The 19,215-nt window shown below is 40.7% G+C and carries 17 protein-coding genes; 3 read left to right on the plus strand and 14 right to left on the minus strand.

Annotated features, from left to right (window positions below):
• Window positions 1-27 precede the first annotated feature (27 nt).
• The 14 genes from MHM87_RS04880 to MHM87_RS04945 are packed head-to-tail and all read right to left on the minus strand — an operon-like array spanning window position 28 to window position 15,869.
• Complete coding sequence (locus MHM87_RS04880; RefSeq protein WP_239257919.1) at window positions 28-972, minus strand: hypothetical protein; 945 nt, start codon at window positions 970-972, stop codon at window positions 28-30.
• Window positions 969-2,120, minus strand: a complete 1,152-nt coding sequence (locus tag MHM87_RS04885) for a glycosyltransferase family 4 protein (RefSeq protein WP_239257920.1) — start codon at window positions 2,118-2,120, stop codon at window positions 969-971. Before MHM87_RS04885 ends, MHM87_RS04880 begins: the two co-directional genes overlap by 4 nt.
• Window positions 2,117-3,319: a hypothetical protein gene (locus MHM87_RS04890; RefSeq protein ID WP_239257921.1), complete on the minus strand. Its 1,203-nt coding sequence runs from the start codon at window positions 3,317-3,319 to the stop codon at window positions 2,117-2,119. Before MHM87_RS04890 ends, MHM87_RS04885 begins: the two co-directional genes overlap by 4 nt.
• Window positions 3,316-4,509: a glycosyltransferase family 4 protein gene (locus MHM87_RS04895; protein ID WP_239257922.1), complete on the minus strand. Its 1,194-nt coding sequence runs from the start codon at window positions 4,507-4,509 to the stop codon at window positions 3,316-3,318. The genes MHM87_RS04890 and MHM87_RS04895 overlap by 4 nt, the downstream gene beginning before the upstream one ends.
• Window positions 4,510-4,520: 11 nt before the next feature.
• Entirely contained in the window at window positions 4,521-5,243 is a 723-nt protein-coding gene (locus MHM87_RS04900; protein ID WP_239257923.1) for a sugar phosphate nucleotidyltransferase, read from the minus strand.
• Window positions 5,244-5,245: 2 nt separating this feature from the next.
• Window positions 5,246-5,842: a D-sedoheptulose 7-phosphate isomerase gene (locus MHM87_RS04905; protein WP_239257924.1), complete on the minus strand. Its 597-nt coding sequence runs from the start codon at window positions 5,840-5,842 to the stop codon at window positions 5,246-5,248.
• Window positions 5,821-6,855: a dehydrogenase gene (locus MHM87_RS04910; protein ID WP_239257925.1), complete on the minus strand. Its 1,035-nt coding sequence runs from the start codon at window positions 6,853-6,855 to the stop codon at window positions 5,821-5,823. The genes MHM87_RS04905 and MHM87_RS04910 overlap by 22 nt, the downstream gene beginning before the upstream one ends.
• The gene (locus MHM87_RS04915) at window positions 6,852-8,078 is read right to left on the minus strand and encodes a TIGR03087 family PEP-CTERM/XrtA system glycosyltransferase (RefSeq protein ID WP_239257926.1); all 1,227 of its coding nucleotides are present in this window, start codon (window positions 8,076-8,078) and stop codon (window positions 6,852-6,854) included. The genes MHM87_RS04910 and MHM87_RS04915 overlap by 4 nt, the downstream gene beginning before the upstream one ends.
• Before the next feature lie 11 nt (window positions 8,079-8,089).
• The gene (locus MHM87_RS04920; protein WP_275443161.1) at window positions 8,090-9,979 is read right to left on the minus strand and encodes an XrtA/PEP-CTERM system amidotransferase; all 1,890 of its coding nucleotides are present in this window, start codon (window positions 9,977-9,979) and stop codon (window positions 8,090-8,092) included.
• A 9-nt stretch (window positions 9,980-9,988) separates the two neighbouring features.
• Window positions 9,989-11,074 carry a glycosyltransferase gene (locus tag MHM87_RS04925; protein ID WP_239257928.1) on the minus strand — a complete coding sequence of 362 codons (1,086 nt, stop codon included), beginning with the start codon at window positions 11,072-11,074 and terminating at the stop codon, window positions 9,989-9,991.
• On the minus strand, window positions 11,067-12,551 hold the full coding sequence (gene xrtA / locus MHM87_RS04930) for an exosortase A (protein ID WP_239257929.1): 1,485 nt from the start codon (window positions 12,549-12,551) through the stop codon (window positions 11,067-11,069). Before xrtA ends, MHM87_RS04925 begins: the two co-directional genes overlap by 8 nt.
• 4 nt (window positions 12,552-12,555) lie before the next feature.
• Window positions 12,556-13,599 carry a FemAB family XrtA/PEP-CTERM system-associated protein gene (locus MHM87_RS04935; RefSeq protein WP_239257930.1) on the minus strand — a complete coding sequence of 348 codons (1,044 nt, stop codon included), beginning with the start codon at window positions 13,597-13,599 and terminating at the stop codon, window positions 12,556-12,558.
• Window positions 13,575-14,420 carry an XrtA system polysaccharide deacetylase gene (locus MHM87_RS04940; protein WP_239257931.1) on the minus strand — a complete coding sequence of 282 codons (846 nt, stop codon included), beginning with the start codon at window positions 14,418-14,420 and terminating at the stop codon, window positions 13,575-13,577. Before MHM87_RS04940 ends, MHM87_RS04935 begins: the two co-directional genes overlap by 25 nt.
• A 36-nt stretch (window positions 14,421-14,456) precedes the next feature.
• A complete protein-coding gene (locus MHM87_RS04945) occupies window positions 14,457-15,869 on the minus strand; it encodes a TIGR03013 family XrtA/PEP-CTERM system glycosyltransferase (RefSeq protein ID WP_239257932.1) in 1,413 nt (470 codons plus the stop codon).
• 299 nt (window positions 15,870-16,168) lie between these two features.
• Here MHM87_RS04945 and MHM87_RS04950 point away from each other — a divergent pair, with 299 nt between their 5' ends.
• From MHM87_RS04950 to MHM87_RS04960, 3 genes are read left to right on the plus strand one after another with little or no spacing between them, the layout of a single operon-like run.
• Entirely contained in the window at window positions 16,169-16,747 is a 579-nt protein-coding gene (locus MHM87_RS04950; RefSeq protein WP_239257992.1) for an XrtA/PEP-CTERM system exopolysaccharide export protein, read from the plus strand.
• Window positions 16,748-16,762: 15 nt separating this feature from the next.
• Window positions 16,763-18,310, plus strand: a complete 1,548-nt coding sequence (locus MHM87_RS04955) for an XrtA system polysaccharide chain length determinant (protein ID WP_239257933.1) — start codon at window positions 16,763-16,765, stop codon at window positions 18,308-18,310.
• On the plus strand, window positions 18,307-19,212 hold the full coding sequence (locus MHM87_RS04960) for an XrtA-associated tyrosine autokinase (RefSeq protein ID WP_239257934.1): 906 nt from the start codon (window positions 18,307-18,309) through the stop codon (window positions 19,210-19,212). The genes MHM87_RS04955 and MHM87_RS04960 overlap by 4 nt, the downstream gene beginning before the upstream one ends.
• Window positions 19,213-19,215: the final 3 nt, after the last annotated feature.

A 19,215-nucleotide genomic window follows, 5' to 3' on the forward strand; every position in this document is an offset into this window, starting at 1 on the left:
TTTCCAGCAAGAATACCGTATTGTCAATCAACTCGCTTTCCTCAATAAGTTTTCAAGCAGGTTGTTAGCTAAATATTCGTAGCAACGAGTCGTAAACCTATGGCTTCCAATGAAATGTAAGACAGAGCATTTTCCTAAAAATGTCTCTGGTGCACCATCATTTCCTTGGGATGGAAAACCGTAATTTGTATACTTCGGCCATGGCAATATATCTTTTTCTGAATACAAAGAAATCATGACGTTGCTTGCGGCTTGTTCAGAACCCCATTGATTCCATTTTTCTTTTCCAAGTAAAGCCTGCATTTGTTGCGAGAAACATTCTAATTCTGCGAAAGAGTTAGGCTTAATGGGAAACCCAGCAAAAGCTGCACATCCTCGGCAATATTCTTTTAATCCTTGCAATGAAACCCGGCTCAAATTCCGTTCTATTTCTACTTGAATGTGATTACCTTTCCACTGGCTGGCAATATGTGAAATGTAGTCGATATTTACCGGTGAGTTAAATATTGGGTTTCCTATAGTAAAAGCGCGTTGTTGTTTTACTGCTGCCACTATTTCTGGGATTGCTGCGATTGTGAGAGTATCTGTATCTACCTGTATCACATATCGACTCTGACAAAGTTGCAGTATTCTAACAAGTCTCTCCCAACAGTTTCCTTTTGGGCAACTCCCTGTGTCAACATCAGACATATTCGTTATTCTTACGCCCTGAAGTTGTGACTTAATAATTGACTTATCTTCGTCCGTAAGAGAGCCATCATCGAGCACCTCGATATCACAGTCACCAAAATGCGTTACAAAGCTCTTTAATGCAAGCAGAGACATGTCTAATGCATCATGGTATACCTGCGATATTATGACAACGTCTGACTCTTTTTTTGCGTACACCGGCTTGCACTCTCTAACGCCCTTAGCAACGTTATCAAACAGTTTTTTATTACGTTTTTTTTGCAGATTACTCAAAAAATTCATTTCATAGGCTCTTTGCAAACGTTATTGTGAAGAGCCACTATTTTTTCGGCGTTGCTCCTCCAAGTAAGAGAATTATCAGATATAGATTTTGCTGAGTTTTTTGATAGTTCAAACACTCTTTTACTATCAACTACCAGCTCTACTAATTTATTCGACATATCATCTAAATTGCCGCTCTCAAACAGAACCGCATTATAATCATCTATTAGTAGTTCCTTTATATTAGCGCTATCGTCCGCCAACACTGCCTTTCCCATTGCCAAATATTCAAGTAATTTAAGAGGTGAAGCCCATGGCGTCACTGCAGGCTGTAAAGCAATATCAATTTGGCTGATCCAATATGGCATCTCTTTCCTGCTCACTAGGCCCGTAGATATGAATTGTTTCTCAAACTTTAGCTCTTTGGCAAGTTCTTTTAGGTCAGACAAAACGGGACCGTCGCCTACAAGCAAAAAAATAATGTCATCGCGTTTGAGTGATGACAATGAAGACATTACCTTATCTAAGTGATGCCACTCTCTGCAAAAACCGACAAAGCCTATCACACACTTCCCTTTCAGCTCTGGTAGCCTCTCTGTAAATAAGGCTGGATTAAAGCGCGAGGTATCCACGCCGTTAGGGATTACTGAAATTCGTTTGTCAGGCACACCAGCACGCTTTATAAATTCAGCGAGAACGTGCGTAACGGGCAAAACAACATCAGCATTTCGCCACGCATAGTATTCGGACCATCTTGCCAAACGCTTAAGTGCAATACCACCATACTCCTCACGCTCTTCATACAGTGGGGAATTAACTTCAAGCAGAATTGGAATTTTACATAACTTCGCTGCCCATATGCCGCCAGTAAATAGCAAGTTGTATCGTTCGTAAACAACATCTGGTCTGAACACCCAAATAGCCCACAGCACTTTAACGAACGCAAAAAAACTGTAAGAATATTCAATGATTTCATAAAGCGCCTTTGGAAGATGTGCTTTGAGCTTACTAACCACTCCACCGGAACTACCAAAAGCAGACAACTCAGTCATTCTTGGCGCTACCATATGAATTTCATGTCCTAAGCTGGTCAACGCATCAACTATCTCTTCAATATGAACATACTGCCCATCTTTACTGGCAACTCTGTGGTGATAAAGTATTTTCATTGAAGAATGCCCTTAATCTGACACTCGCTTGGCTCAGTACACCAAGCAGTGGGAAGATATGGATACGGTGGAAACCCAACTGTACTTCTGTCTTTGTAGACCAAATTTGAAACATCAATGTCGGCCATTCGCACATCGCCAATCAATACATTGCGAGATATCATTGTATCTACGTACTGCTCATCTGACGCCAACATTGTGTTGTAACCGATTCTGTCGAATATAAATACGTTTTCGGCTAATCGAATACTGTTATCTGCGTGTTTACGCCCCTCCAGCGCATAACCTATCACTTGCCCATTCGATGACACTGCCCCCTGCTGAAGAAGTGATTTACTCACAACAAGTCTGCCACCATTCGAAATATCAAGCAGCCGGCTATCTACTCCAGACAACGACGCTAGAATACTACCGTGAATTTCAGTTACCGCCCCCCTACTTTTAATTTCATGCCCTTCGCTCTTAGAGGCTATAAACATACTGTCGTAAATATAGAGCTCGGCGGTATTGGTATAAATACCATGCGCTCGGCCCAATCTGCCTAATTGTTCAAAGCGGCTATTATAAATTAGGATTTTGCTTGGTTTGTTAGAGGCTTCTAAAACGCCATTCTCACTACTATGGAAATAAACATGCTCTAAAGTGAGGTTAGAGCCTTCTTGACGAATACATGCCCCATTTCGATCACTTACGATTATGTCTCTACACTCTATATTTTTTACAGTTAAATCATCAGCATAATTGACGATGTATGCTTTGTCTCGAATTGCTGCCTTTTCAAAAACAACATGTCCACGGCCTATTATGGTAACGCGGTCTCTATGTATTTCGAATGGTTCAGAATAAACGCCTTCAGCTATTTCTAACGTATCATCATCGGAAAGGCTTTTGAGCGCTTCTTGCAAAGACTCATAAGGTTTCCCGTTAACATAATGTAGGTTCGAAGGAAGAAACTCGCTGCTTGGCCGCCAAGGAAATAAAACTGCTTCTATTTCTTCACTTACACTGGGGAATTTCAACATTTCCCCAGGCTCAGAACCTATTGCAGCGGAGTAGAACTCGTCTTGCACTTTATTTATTACTTTATCGAATATTTCTGGGCGCAGAAGGATAAAGGCCAGAACAGCAATATGCCCCAAGATACCGGAAAGAAAAAAATATCGCCTCAATAGTCCCGCGAAGCGTTGTTTAGTTTTCATGCGCGAATATTCCTATTGTCCTTTATCGCTTCAAAAATTTTGTACAAACCATCGCACGTTTCATTCCACGAAAATTGCTCTGCGTACCGGCGGGTATCATCTCGTGATGTTTTATTTTGAAGCAAACTGGTTATCCCTTGTGCAATTGCACTCGACGTTCGCTCTACCAAAACTCCAGCTGCTCTTGTCTTAACCACTTCGGGGGTTCCCCAAACTTTGGTGGCAACTACGGGAGTGCCGGAGGCCATGGATTCTAACAAAACGTTTGCCCATCCCTCTCGGCTTGACGCTAGTACAGATAAGTCCGCACAGCGAAACCATGAATTTAATTCTGGTTGCGAAACAGCACCTAAAAACTGTACTCGCGCATCTACACCTAATTCTCTTGCTAGTTTTTTTAATCCTTCTAAGTCAGGACCACTACCCGCAATGACTAATGTTACCGTTGGGAGTTCTTTCAACGCCTCTATTATTAGGTGATGTCCTTTGCGCTCTATCAACCACCCAACCGATACGATTAGATGCGGTGTGGATAAACCTAACGCCTGCTTCATCGCATATTGTTCATCGTCGTCACTCGGACTAAAAAGCGAAAGATCTACGCCATTGCGCATAACTGACACTCGTTCTCTATCTACCCCTATCTCGACCATTTCATCTTTCAACGCTTGGCAAACACTCATCATGTGCGCAGCATTGTCAAATACCGACTGAAGCATTCTACGCGCCTTTGGAAACGTTGGAATTAAATTAATATCTGTCCCTCTGGCTGTACAAGTGAAAGGAATATTGAATTGCGCGGCGACTCTTTCAATAGCCACACCATCTGGATAAAAGTAATGTCCGTCAATAACGTCGATAGGTTGGGTATCAACAAGAGTCATGACCACGCGCTTTATCGATCGGTACAAGAAAAATGGCGTTATATACATGCCAACTTTTGGAATTACTATATATTTGGGATGATATACCGTGATGCCGTCTATATTTTCTTTTGAAGGAACATGAGCGTATTTTGCATATTCACCAAACTTTTTCCCTGAAAAAGGAAACCAAGGTACAGGAGCTATAACCGTGGCTTTAATATCTGGATATGCATTTAATAAGTGCTTTAACCTAGTATGAACAAAAATACCGTGCTTTGGGTCATTTTTGTTGGGATATAAAGTACTTATAGTAACGAGATTCATCTAATTTTTTCTCATTTTTTGGCATTCGAGGATGTCGCAAATAACCCTTTGTGCAGTTCAACAAGCTTTTGAGCCCCTGTAAAATCATCGGGTGTGCCTATGTCAAAAAACAAGCCCTGAGTTTTGAAAGCATTTACGCTTAGTTTACTATTCGCCAAAATTTCAGTTTCAAAACTAAATTTTATTGGCTGATTTGCAAAAGCAGGGTGAAACGTATCAATCCAGTATACACCTGCATTTATAAACCCTTTTCCCGTTTTTCCTTTTTCCGAAAAACTGATCAATTTATTATTTTCTATGTTTGCCGCGCCAAACCGTGAAAGGTCACTTACCTCGGTACAAACTAATCCTAGGCCAACCTTTGCGTTACGCATTTCTGACGTAAAGTCTGCTAGTGAAAATTCCACAAAAGAGTCCGCGTTTGCAACAAGTGCATAGTCGCCACGACACATTTCCAACGCCTGCTTAATGGCTCCACCAGTTCCTAACGGCTCACTCTCTATTGAGAAAACGATATCCCAATCAGCAAAATGCAGTTTCACTTCATCTATCACCATATCCGATAGATGAGATATCGCTAGGACGAAACGATCAACCCCCTGATTGCGAAAGTTCCAAAGCACGTAGTGTAAAAACGGAATTCCATTCACTTTTGCCAAGCACTTTGGATAATTATCTCCGGTGACACTGTGTAATCGAGTGCCCAGTCCACCTGCAAGAAGGACAGCTTCCACAATTACTCCTTGGGCTTATATTCAGCAAATAGCGTTTCTTCTACAATGGCGCAAATGATGTGACCAATACTAATGTGAGACTCTTGAATGTAGGGTGTTGATGTTGATGGTACGTCAAGTGTAATGTCACACATTTTCGGTAACTTCCCCGCATTCCCGCACATCGCCACCGTATGAATTCCCATTTTCTGTGCCTGTTCTACGGCCTTCACCACATTTGCCGAATTACCAGATGTACTAATTCCAACAAAAACATCGCCTTCCCTGCCATTAGCTTGGACTTGACGAGAAAATAGTTGCTCAAAACCGTAATCGTTTCCAATGGCGGTTAACATAGACGTATCTGTCGTTAAAGCGATAGAAGGAAGCCCTGGTCGATCAAAATTAAATCGACTTACAAATTCAGCGGCTAAATGCTGAGAGTCTGCTGCACTGCCTCCATTACCGGCAAACATAACCTTATTTCCGCGTTTCAAAGCGTCTACACACAATTCGCCTACTTGAACAATTCTTTCTATAAGCGCTTTGTCTTTCAGTATTGCCTGTTTTACTCGAATACTCTTTTCAAAGTGCTCAACTATGTACTTTGTACCGTCCATGCTTTTACTCCAAAATTGGTAAATTGAAAATTGTGTACCTGGCCACTGGTTTGCTTCAACTTTTTAATCAGAGGTTGCTTTTGTACTGGGTCGACAAAAAGCATCATGAAACCGCCACCGCCAGCACCTGATAACTTTAATGACTTTGCGCCATTTTCAATGGCCATAGCCGCAACTTCTTCAATATAGGGGTTAGAAATGGATGCCGATGTCGATTTTTTAGCTAGCCAAGATGCTTTTAGTACTTTTGACATCCCCTCTATATCGTTTCTTAAAAGACACTCTTTCATCTCAAATGCACTTTGTTTAACCATGTGAAGTGCCTCCAAAGACTTGTCGCTATCTTTTTTGGTCGATGCTTTAATCTGGTCGTCAATAATCTTGCCAGAATCTCTCGACAGACCAGTGAAATATAGAATGATTTGGCTTTCTAATTCATTTTGAATATCGTTGCGAATTCTAAGTGGATTTACCAGAACTCGGTCTTGGTAAAACTCCATAAAATTAAATCCGCCGAAAGTTGCAGCATATTGGTCCTGCTTCCCTCCTGACAGTTTACAGTCTTCACGCTCAATTTCGTAAGCAAGATGCGCAAGATCGTATTCACCTAAGGGTAACTTTAGAAGCTCTCTGAATGCAGCGAGAATGGTAACAACCATTGTTGAAGAAGAACCCAAACCGCTACCTGGGGGGGCATCGGAAAAAGTTATGATATCTAAACCAATAGGAACATCATTATTAAACTCTTTTACTATGCGTCGATAAATGGCTTTATGAAGGATGAGTTCACCCGCTATTTCAACATCGTCGTACATACTTTGCGTATACGTTTGCTCAATATCTTGCGCAAAAAAACAAATTTTATCGTCGTTTCTTAATTGTATTGTGGCGTGAGCAAACATGTCTAATGTGACATTGAGAATAAAGCCACCGTACTTATCACTGTATGGTGAAACGTCTGTACCTCCACCAGCCAAGCCTATTCTAAGCGGTGCCTTAGCACGAACTATCATTTGAGTATTTCCCTTGGGTAAAGTTGGTCTAATGGGCTTAGTGCACCATTCCAGCTATAGCGTTTTATTATCCAATCACGATTTTGATTCCCAATAGTCTGCAGTTGCTCGCTATTGTTAATCAAATTTAAAATGCATGATGCCATTTTTTCTTCGTTATCAAGAACCAAAGGCTGTTGTGAAAGTGGAAGGCCGATGCCCTCTTGAGCCATCGACGTCATAACTACAGGTTTCGCCATAGACATAGCCTCTAGGACTTTATTTTGAACGCCACGCGCTATTCTAAGTGTTGCTATTGCCAATGCAGAATGCATAACAAAGGGGCGCACATCAACGACTCTTCCTGTCACAACTACCCCTGAATTCAAACTCAGCTTTTTGACTTTTTCTGACGGTTTACCACCGACGATATAAAACGTAAGCTCTGGACACTTCTCTTTTATTTGCGGCCAAACTTTTTCACAAAACCACACTACAGCATCTTCGTTCGCCCAATAATCCATTGCACCGGTGAAACAAATTGATGGACCATCGACAGCGGGTCTATCTGTGTAATCAAAGCTAGCGGAAGGGTCGAAATAATCGGTATCTACACCGTTACTTAACGTGATTATTTTTTCACTAAATACCTTTGGAGAAATAGACCTGAAAAGGTCTCGCTCTTCATCAGTAATTAACGTAACTGCATCGAAATCACGTAGCACACGCTGCTCAAGTGCTTTGAGCAATTTATACTCTCTTGCGTAGATTACTTTTGAATAAAAAGGTTTATTTTCACAGTACTGACGCCATTTGTCTGAGTCGACATCGGCCATATCTAAAACACGCTTCTTGCTTGTGTATTCAGGGAAATCAACGAATTGTGACATTCCTGAGGAATATACAAATAAGTAGTTAATGTTGTACTTTTCTATGGTGTCATGCACCCAACGCTGTAACTCATTACTGCGATAATGCACTGTGGACACAGGCTCTCTGATGAATAAAGATTTAATACCACTTGCCACGTGACGTCTTTGAGTAATATCGATGAACTTTACATCTTTGCAATATGCCTTTATATCATTGACGTATTGATTATCAAACTCGTCATCAATAAAGCTACCTAAATAAAGCTCAAAGCGTTCACTGAGATATTTCATAAGATTGAATGTGGTAATTTTATCGCCTTTATTAGGCGGATACGGCATCCTGTGACACAGGAAGAGCAAAGGGGGCTTCATTGATAGCTCTCTTATTTTTCTTTTACTAAAAACTGGCACAACATCATAATTGTCCATAATGCAGCTGCGTGATCATATTTGCCACTAATATGCTCTTGCGCTTTTTTCATTAATTCTTTTTGGTCGAAAATAGCATGCTTCGCGACGTGCTCGGAAGAAAACAGAGCGAGCATTTTTTCTTTTAGAGGTCCCCGCAGCCATTCGGCCATGGGAACACTAAATCCCATTTTCTTTCTATAAAGCGTATCATTGGATAAGAAAGGCTCTAAAGCTTTTTTGAAGCTAAACTTTCCCTCTCCATGATTGAGATTCAAATTGGATGGTAGCCTAAAAGCCCATTCCACAAACTTGTGATCAAAAATAGGAACTCTTACTTCCAAACCATGAGCCATACTCGCTCGGTCTACTTTTGTATGAATATCACCGGTCACCCACGTCTTATAATCTAGGTATTGCGCTTCTTTAAGTTTGTCACGAAATTGCTTGCCTTTAAGCGCGTTGTCAAAGACTGAACTTGAGCTGTATGTTCCTATTTTTTGGCTAAAAGTTGGGTGATACAGCGATTGCCGCTCGTCTTTACGAAGCTTACTCATGCTATTTAGATATGCGTGAGACGATGAGAGGGATAAAGATTGAAGCGTTGTTTTTGCTCTTAGAAACTGTGGAGCCCAATCGAGTTTTGGATACACTTTTCCGAGGAAACCGAAAACATATTGCCTAATCCATGCTGGAATGGCATCCCTCACTTTCTGCTCATTAATATGAAGCCTGTACCTTCTATATCCAGCAAAGAGCTCATCCCCACCGTCACCAGACAGTGAGACTGTTACATGCTTTTTCGCTAACTCACACACTTTGTATGTAGGTAATGCTGATGAGTCTGCGAATGGTTCGTCGTAAAGATCAGTCATTTTATCAATAAGATCAAAATCTTCATGGTTAACGACTTCTGTAAAATGTGATGTCTGGTAGCGTTCAGCAACCAAAGCCGCAAAATCAGATTCGTTATATTCAGGAACATCGAAACCAATTGAACACGTTGTCACTGGTTCCCTTTTTAAACCTGCCATCATTGCCACAACAGCGCTTGAATCGACACCGCCAGATAGAAATGCGCCCAAAGGTACCTCGGATTCAAGTCGAATATCTACAGCTTCACTAAAGCGCTCGATCAATACCTTATTATCGACTTCTTCATGAAGAGGCAAATCCCACGGTAAATCCCAATATTGCACCGATTGAGGTATTGTTTGCACATGCCCTTGCTCAAACAACAAATAATGCCCAGCTTCTAACTTTTTGACAGAAGCGTAAATACATTTAGGGTCTGGCACATACCCGAACGTGAGGTAATCTTCAATCGCTGAATGATCTAGTACTCTATCGAGATTTGGGTGAGCTTTTAACACTTTCAATTCAGAGCCAAAAATAACGCACCCGTCATTTAACAAAGCATAATACAGAGGTTTTATACCTAATCTGTCGCGAGCCACGAAAAGTGTTTTTTTACTATCATCCCAGATAAGAAAAACAAACATACCTCTTAATTTATCCAGGCATTTTGTGCCCCACTCTCTCCAAGCATGCAAAATAGTTTCAGTATCACTATGCGTTTGATATTTATAGCCTTTAGCTCTTAATTCATCACCAATTTCTTGGTGGTTAAATATTTCACCATTGAAAACGACAACAGACTTTTTATCTTCGCTATACATAGGTTGGCCACCACCCGACACATCGATTATCGACAACCGTCGGTGTCCTAAAGCTATTCCATCTCCAAAGTAATATCCTTCTGCGTCAGGCCCTCTGTGTGCCTGGGCTGTATTCATGTTTTTTAATATCTCAGGAGATATAGACATAGTACTGTCAAAACTAAAGATTCCGCTTACTCCACACATGCCTTTCTCTCAATATCTGTATAAGGATAGATAATCAGAAACCATTTTTTCTTCATCAAAATTTTTCTGGATTAGTTCTCGAGATGCTTTCACCATTGCGTCATGTAAGCTTGTCTCTTGATAGAGTTGAATAAAAGCATTGGCCATTGCGAGGGCGTTCTTCGATGGAACGATTATTCCCGCTTGCTTAGCAACGACTTCGGGCATCCCTCCTACATCTGTCACTATTGGGGGTATTCCACAGGACATTGCCTCAAGTAATGTCATTGGTATACCTTCTCCTAGTGACGACATAACAAAAATAGAAAACTCTTGATATACTCTAGGCATATCTTCGCGAGGACCAGCTAATTCTATAGCACTCCGAACCTCTGACTTGTTTATGCATTCTTCAAGTATTTTTCTCGACTCGCCTTCGCCAACAATACGAAGCTTTGCATTATTTGCAAAGTTATTGTCTTGTTTGCAAGCAAGAGTAAATGCCTCAATGAGTAGCGTTTGATTTTTTATCGGGCTAAGTCTACCAACGTGACCAATAATGAACGCCTTGTCAGTTTTTGATTTAGGTTGAAAAACCGCTGTATTGATACCGTTACGAATCAACTTAGTTTTCTTAACCGGTATTTTGACTATCTGCTGAAGCCAAAGGTGCAACTCCTCAGAAACAGATACCCATACATTTATAAATGGTGATACAACTCTTCGTAGCCATTGATATTTTTTATTGCTTCCGGTGGGGTCATAGATATCGCGCCCATGCTCTGCGTGAATACGAATTGGCACCCTAAGAAAGCCGGAGATCACTTGTAGTTCTAGTGTCGCTAAATTATATGTATGAACAATGTGGGGCTTATATTTCCTAATTAGCTTAAAGAATTTGAGGTATAAACCAAAGTCTTGTCCCTCTCTTTTTGATAGCGCAATTAATTCTGTATTTTCAGGGAGCAAAGAAGCAAAGCTCTCTGAATAAGACGTTAAACAAATAACGATATGCTGATAATTTCGCGGCATCCTTGAAATAGTATTCACTAACACCCTTTCAAGCCCACCTATGTGCAGAGCATAAACAACATGAAACACAACCGTTCTAGTCATGTTGTTCCTCTTTTATTATTTTTGGTAGCGCTAAGTGACGAAGAGTTGATATGACTTCCTTTACCGTTTTATCCGCCTCTACTTCTGCTACAACGTAATATCCGTCGGTACGCTGACCTTGAAGTCTAAATAGAAACTGCTGCCACTTTGTCTCCAATGGACCTGCAATCGCGGCATCTCGAAGTTGATACCAAATTAGTAGGACCTTTCTCTCGCCGTAGACATTTTGTATTACAACTCTCTTATAACTATTTTTGCCAACCGATACCTCACCTTCAACTGATAATAAACTAAAGTCGTCATTATTGAACGGACGGTGTAATGAACTAACAAGCTCTTGATCTCTTTTGTTTTTTCGATAAGTAATCCTAATTGGCACTCCATCTATCAAGCCTGACCACGATGGTTTAATAGCGCTTTCTTTACTATCCATCCATCCCCGAGACGTGGCCTCTAGCGTATTGAACTGCTGAAACAATGCATACTCTATTTTTTCTACATTTAATTTTTGGTCTTGTTTTAACCAGTTATTCGTCAGCATTGGAGCTATAAGAATCACGAGGAGGAAAAGATTGACTTCTGTTCGCTTGTTTATCGAGTAACAAATGCCCTGCGATGTGGATTTAGGCACCGAATCGTTACCGACATTTCCTAATAAAAACAATAATATGAGCACAAATAAAAAGAAAAACCAGCCATAGACTAAATGATCTGCACCTACAGCATGCTTCATGTCTGTAGAATAACCAATGACCATAATGCCGAAAGCACGGATACCGTTTGCAATGATAGGCAAGATGGCACACACGACCGCATACAAAGCTCTCTTCCACCAATACTGATAGTTCAAGTAGGCGAGAAGTATTCCTAAAGCAAAAGTACCAATAAGAAAGCGAATACCTGCGCATGCCTCAGCCACGTGAAATGTGCCGTTGGGTAAATATAGATAGAGACCTTCGCGATAAACGGGAATTCCTACCAATTGGAGTAATACGCAACTTATATCAGCTGTAATAATTTGCAGATATGGAACAAACTCTTCACCAAAGGGAACACAGAAATATAAGTACATCACTGGGAACAGAATTATGCGAAACGCTTGATGACCCAAATAGCCCCACAATAGAAGGGCTAAAGTGGTTACCGCACTGAAATGTGCGAATAATTGAATGCTAAATTGGTCTGCCAATACAAATAGTATTTGGGTAAGAATTAGGGGAACAGCTACGACCCAAGTAGGTCTATAACGGACGCCTTTCAATTCGACTCTTTTCTCATATATCAAATATAAAGAAATAGGAATTATGAAGAAACAGTGTTTAAATGTTTCGGAATCGCTCCATACTTGAGCCATATGTGCTAAAGCTTGAAAGTAGACACTAAACCAAACTAAGAGCAGTGCCACCCCAAAAGCCATATATAACTTTAATGAATTTTGGTTCAACATACTACTTCCCTGCTCTGCTGTAATTTTCACTAGGCTAGCCCAAATACTTACTTAAATAAGGCCCAATGCGTTCGGAGATAAATAGCGGAAGCTTTTTCCAAACTTGAATAAAATATTTGTATTTAGGGTTGTCTGGACTTAGGTTTGGCAATGCATCTGCTTCGATCAATTGACAATAGTAATAAAGAGGCTGTGGTTCTATTCCCCACGTTTTTTTGTAATTACCAGAACCCGACTCGTTTTTACTGCGACCGAAATCAAATATTTTGCTACCTCTTTCCTGTTTTGCCCTACACATAAGCGTATAGTACATGAAGTCATTACTTTTTAACTTTCTTGCGTAAGGAGTACCGCCGCCATAATACGGCAGCACTGTGTCTTTGTAATAGAAAGAAAGCACGGCGGACACCGGTACGTCATTTTTCTTAACGCGCATCAAATCTACATCGTCACCAAATGTGCTTTTTAATGAGGCAAAGAACTTTTTCGGAAACACTGGTGTTCCAAGATTTCTCACACTTTCTGAATAAATGCGATGTACGGAATCGGTATCTGTTGTTTTCTCGGCAACCAAGTTATTTTTCAATGACTGTCGAACATTAGCCCTCTGCTTTTTCTTTATTGACAGAAGGACTTCCTGCTCGCTCTCAGCAATTGGCATGCGATAAGTAGAGTGATGGCAGTTTAAGGTTAAATCAGGATTATTCTCGCGGGGCACAGCATATCTGAACTCAATGTAATCCACTTTTAGCTGCTTCCCTAGAGCAGCTGCTGCTTGCTCGAGTAGCAATAAACCCGCATCATCTTCAGCAATCGCTCCGCCGTTTACGCAAAAGGGCGTAGAAATTAATGTATGCCCAAAGACTAAACTCCGTTGTTCGAAGAGTGGTAAAACACCCACGATAACACCATCTCTTTCTAGATAAAGATAATGTGGTAAGTGATGATACGTCTCGTAGATAACTTTTTTCCACCCTGAAAGGTGAAAAAAAGACCCGTCTTTGTGGCTTTTGACATACGCGTCCCAGCGTTCGTGGTCAGGACCGTTTTTTTCTAGTCTATGAACTCTTTCTGACATTCTTTCTGTTCCTTCAGCCCATATACGTTTGCCATCGTGCCCCAGCGATAATCTGTCATCAACTCACGAAGTTTCCCTTCCATATGACGCAAGTTTACATAATGTCGGAAGCGAGATTTTAGCGGTATACTATTTATTCTTGGTTGCTCCGCATCGATTTCCCACGGATGGAAATAAAAACTAAAGGGATGCTTCTCATCAGCCAAATAGCGATTAATTCTGCGTTTCGACAGCCAATAGGGTAGCAATCGAAAATAGCCCCCTCCTCCGATGCCTTTATTCCTACCTCTGATACTTAGTGTAGGAACCGGAATTTCTGTTATTCCTTCGGGGCGATCATGTTTGAACCGAGGCCAAGTTGGTACGCCGTAAAGATCGTGGGCAATAGGATAAGTGCTAGATGAATAAACAAAGCCAAGCTTAGCCAAAGCTTCATAAGCCCATTGTGTTTTCTCATTAATAGAAAAACTAGGGGCTCTATAACCAATAACCGCAGAGCCACTTACATCCTCAAGAATTCGCTTACTTTTACTCACGTCCTGCAAAAAGCTCTCACGATCTAAAAAATGTAATCGCGTGTGGTCATAACCATGGCTGGCGAGTTCGTGACCTTCGTCAACTATTCTTCGTATAACATTAGGACACTTTTCAGCCACCCACCCCAAGCAAAAAAAGGTTGATTTAACATCGTGTTCAGCAAACAAATCGAGCAAACGGTTAGTGTTATCCTCAACTCTTAATGGAAGCTTTGACCATTCATTTTGGGTGATAGATTTTTCAAACGCCGAGACTTGAAAGTAATCTTCGACATCTACCGTCATTGCATTTCTCAATGGAGAGTTCTCGTAAATAGTGCGTTATCTTCCGCGTCCAAACAAAACAACCTCTGTTGTTCTAATCAGAATTAACAGGTCAAGTAACAAGCTTTGATGTTTTACATAATATAAGTCGAATTTGAGCTTCTCCATTGAATCAGACACTGAAGAGCCGTAAGGATAATTCAACTGCGCCCACCCCGTTAATCCAGGTTTAACATTATGGCGTTGGTTATAATACGGTATTTCTCTTACCAGCTGCTCTACAAACTCAGGCCTTTCGGGCCTTGGGCCTATGAAAGCCATTTCGCCTTTAAACACATTAAATAATTGGGGAAGTTCGTCTATTCTATACTTTCTTATAAACTGACCTATGCGAGTCACTCTATCATCGTTTTTACTGGCCCACTTCGCGCCATCAATCTCCGCGTCCGGGCGCATGCTTCTAAACTTCATTATCTCAAAGAGTTTACCATTGAGACCAACTCTTTCTTGTTTATACAATACAGAAGTACCGGTCCTAAAGCCATCGTCAATATATATCATTAACGCAGTTAGTAACATAAATGGCCAAGCGAGTAACAGTACGACGAATGCAAGAGTCGCATTGACAAAGTAATCAATAGAATCTCGCAGGTAATTTTGCGTTGAGAATCCATTTGAATAAATAACCCAAGATGGATACATAAGATTCACCACGATTTGACCTGTTTCACGCTCCATAAAGTCTAAAAGCTCTGTTACCTCTACGCCTCTAAGCTTACATTCGAACAGCGCCTCTAAGGGCAAAGTTCCTCGCCTTTGGTCACAAGCAATGACTATCTCTTCAATATCATTGCCCATGATAAACTGCCGCAGGTTATTCTCTAATTTGATGTGAACGATTTTTTCGGACTTTATACCCTCCTCTCGATTGTCACCAGGGACAGGAATAAAGCCTACGATTTCAAATCCTATGCGGTCGACATCCCTTCGCATTCTTTTTTCAATAATAGATGCTCTTTCCCCTGCACCTATTATAAGAGTTCGAGTTTTACCGAGCCCCATCAAACCTAGGCGGGTGGTAAAATAACGAAAAACAACCAATGTAAGGATGGAGACAGCTGCAGAAGCTGGTAGAAAGTAGTCGTGAACTTTTAAAAATTCACCAAACGCGGCGCTAGCAATTTCAATACAAAAATAAGCAATGCCAACACTGACAAAGATGCGTCTAATGATTCCGCGAAAAGTTTCCCTAAGTTTGCTTTCATATAAGCCAACGGAAAGCGAAGTAATGACAATAAGAAGAGTAAACAAGAAAGTTGTCGTAAGCACTTGTATCGTGCTAACCGGTGTTTGTACGTAATATGTGTCAAGAATCACATACATCAGATACGTAATGTAGCTAACTAGAATAAAGTCACTTATAACGAGCGCGTTTGAGCGTTTATTCTGTTTCTTGTTATTAAAAGCCATCCACTGAAATCCTTGGCATTCGTTATTAAGACACAACAGCGATAAATGGTACCCCAATTCATCATACTAAAACAATTAATATGAAATCGTGACTGAAGAGTCAACACAAAATAACTTTGGTTATGCGCGTCACATTTTAAGAACTTGCCTAATTTATTAAATCAGTTAACAATGAGTGTCATTGTGTTTTATAAGCAAGCAAAATGTTCGCTTTCAAAAGGATTTAACAAGGGCTCGCAAAGATGAAGTTAAAAATGTTAGATTTAAAACTCTTGTGTTTCGTAACAGTATTGTCATTTATGTGTGGGTGCTCAACAAAAAGCGTACTACCTAGAGCCACACTCCACCCATCCTTTACGACGGATATAAACGACTACAAATATCTTATAGGCCCTGGCGACTCGGTGAATATATTTGTGTGGCGAAACCCAGAGCTTTCTGGCTCATTCAGTGTTCGTCCAGATGGAATGATAACGACGCGACTTATCGAAGATATAGAAGTTACCGGCCGCACGCCTACACAGTTAGCAAGAGAGCTGGAAGAAAAACTCAGCGTATATATTAACAACCCTAGAGTTTCTGTGACTATAGGTGGTTATGTAGGGCCATTTAGTGAACAAGTTCGAGTAATAGGTGAAGCAACGAGTCCGCAGGCAGTTAATTACAAAGAAAATATGACCCTTCTCGACCTTATGATTACAGTGGGTGGTATTACAGAGTTTGCAGATGGCAACAACACTCAGCTGATACGGATTGAAAATGGTGAACAAAAAGTGTATCGCTTATTTGTTGATGACCTTATCCGTGATGGAGACATTGAAAAAAACGTAGATATGCTGCCAGGTGATATTCTGATAGTTCCAGAAGCTTGGTTTTAGAAATTAGGGAAGTAGATGTTTGACTTACAGCAGTTGTATGCGCAGGTATTGGATTACCTAAAAGGCATATGGATAAAAAAACGTTATATTCTCATTGTCAGTTGGTTGGTTTGTCCTATCGGTTTTGTTTACATTCTCACGTTACCGGATACCTATTCAAGTTCAGCAAGAGTGCACGTAGATACTCGCTCTATGCTTGCCCCTTTGCTTAGAGGGTTGGTTATAAACCCGAATCAAGCTCAAGAAGTCAGTCTCATTGCAAAGACACTGAAAAGCAGAGAAAACCTCGAACGTATAGCCAGAGAAACAGATTTAGATATCAAAGCGATTGGACCGGGCGCTTTTGACCAATTAATAAAAGAACTTGAAAGAGATATCAAGATTAGTTCTGGTGGCAGAAGTAATATTTATAATATCTCATACATGAACCAAGTACCGAGCACAGCTCGCGATGTCGTTCAAGAAACACTAAACCTATTGATAGAAGGTAGCTTGGGACAAAACAGGGTTCAGTCAGATTCGGCCTATCAGTTTCTTCAACAGCAGATTGACGAATATGAACAAAGACTCATTGAAGCCGAGATGCGTGTTGCCGATTTCAAAAGAAAGTATTCGGATATATTACCTGAAACAGGATCGTACTATTCTCGCCTAAAAACTGCTGAGTCAAACTTATTAACAACTCGAAGAACAATAGAAGAAATTCAACAGCAAATTGAGTCTCTGAAGAAAAATATAAAACTTATGCAAAATGCTGATTCTGGAGATGGGAGTCTCATACCGACTCGCTACGATTCAAGGATAGCATCGCTAGAGAGTAAGCTCGACGAGTTAAGACTCAGATTCACCGACGAATATCCAGATGTTATAGAGACAAAGAACCTGATAGCCAAATTGTCTGAACTAAGAAGAAATGAGGTAGAAAGCTATATCGCCAGTATCGAAAACATTTCATCTATGAGCGCAGATAACCCTCTATCTATTGATATCAGCCAACTTGAGAGTCAATTGGCCTCATTGAAGGTCCGAGAGAGCAATTTCGAGTCAAGTATCGCAGAACTCCAAGCTAAGATTGATTTTGTGCCACAGCTCGAGTTAGAACAAAAAGCGCTAAATAGAGATTACGGCATTATAAAAAGTAAATATGAGCAGTTATTGCAAAGACAAGATTCCGCTCAACTAGGCAAAAAAGCTGACATTTCTGATGATGACCTAAAATTTAGAGTTATTTCTCCTCCGGTTCTCCCGCGACAACCCTCTGGGCCCAATAGGATTCTGCTGTACACAGCGACTCTAGTAGTGGGGTTTGCTGGCGGCTTGGGGTTGGCATTTTTAGTATCTCAATTTTCGCCTGTCTTGATGAGAGCCGAGCAATTGAACTCTCTCGTTTCACTGCCGATATACGGCACGGTAACTGATTTAGGCATTAATACCGTAAAGAGAAAACAGCGTAAGCATTTGTATATTTTTCTTATTTTGTCATCTATTCTGATTGCAATTTATGGTGCTTTGGTTTTACTTTCAATGATGAATATTAATTTGTATGAGCGGTTTGTCCTATGAGCACTATAGAAAAAGCGCTGGCTAAAAATAAGAAGTCGAAAGTTGACAATAATGAAGCGACAGAACAACAAAGCCTTAATGATAGGGTTCCCCCAGACCCCAAAAAGTCTTCCTGCTCAGTTGAAGTGCAATCAAATAACTCAGATTATGAGAGTAGTTCATTAAATAAAGAGTTAGAGCTCGACTTAAGCCTGCTGAGCCAAAAAGGGATGGTCGATAACAGCGTTGAAAGACGACTTATTAACGAAGAGTATCGAGCAATAAAACGAAAGATTCTATCAAATGCCTTCGGCCCTCTTTCAAAAACAATAGAGCGTAGTAATGTCGTTATGGTAACTAGCTCAAAGCCAGGAGAGGGAAAAACATTTACTGCGGTAAATTTAGCATTGAGTATTGCCTCTGAACAAGATAAAACAGTACTGCTTGTGGATGCGGATGTTTTGCGTCCTAACGTAATGAAAACCTTGGGTGCTCAGAACAGAGAAGGGTTGATAGAGTATCTTTTGGGAGAAAAAAAGGAGATATCTGATGTTATGTTATCAACAAACATTCCCAAACTTAAACTTATCGCTGCAGGTAAGTCCCACAACTTGTCGAATGAGCTGTTAGCCAGCGAAGTAATGAGTAATACGGTTGATGAGTTTTCTACCCGCTATAAAGATCGCATAGTTATTATTGACACCCCCCCTCTTTTGGGTATCAATGAAACTTCAGTTCTCGCTAACTTAGCGGGTCAAGCTATTATTGTTTGCGATGAGGGTCGCAGCAAAATCCATGACATTAAAAACGCCGTAGCACATTTGAACCCAGAGATGGCTATCGGCTTTGTAGTTAATAAATCTCTAAGAGAAGATAATGGCCCTGGTTATTACGGGTATTACTATGGAAGTAACGGAAGTTAGCAA

This window comes from Alteromonas sp. Cnat3-28, assembly GCF_022348265.1.
GTDB lineage: Bacteria > Pseudomonadota > Gammaproteobacteria > Enterobacterales > Alteromonadaceae > Alteromonas > Alteromonas macleodii.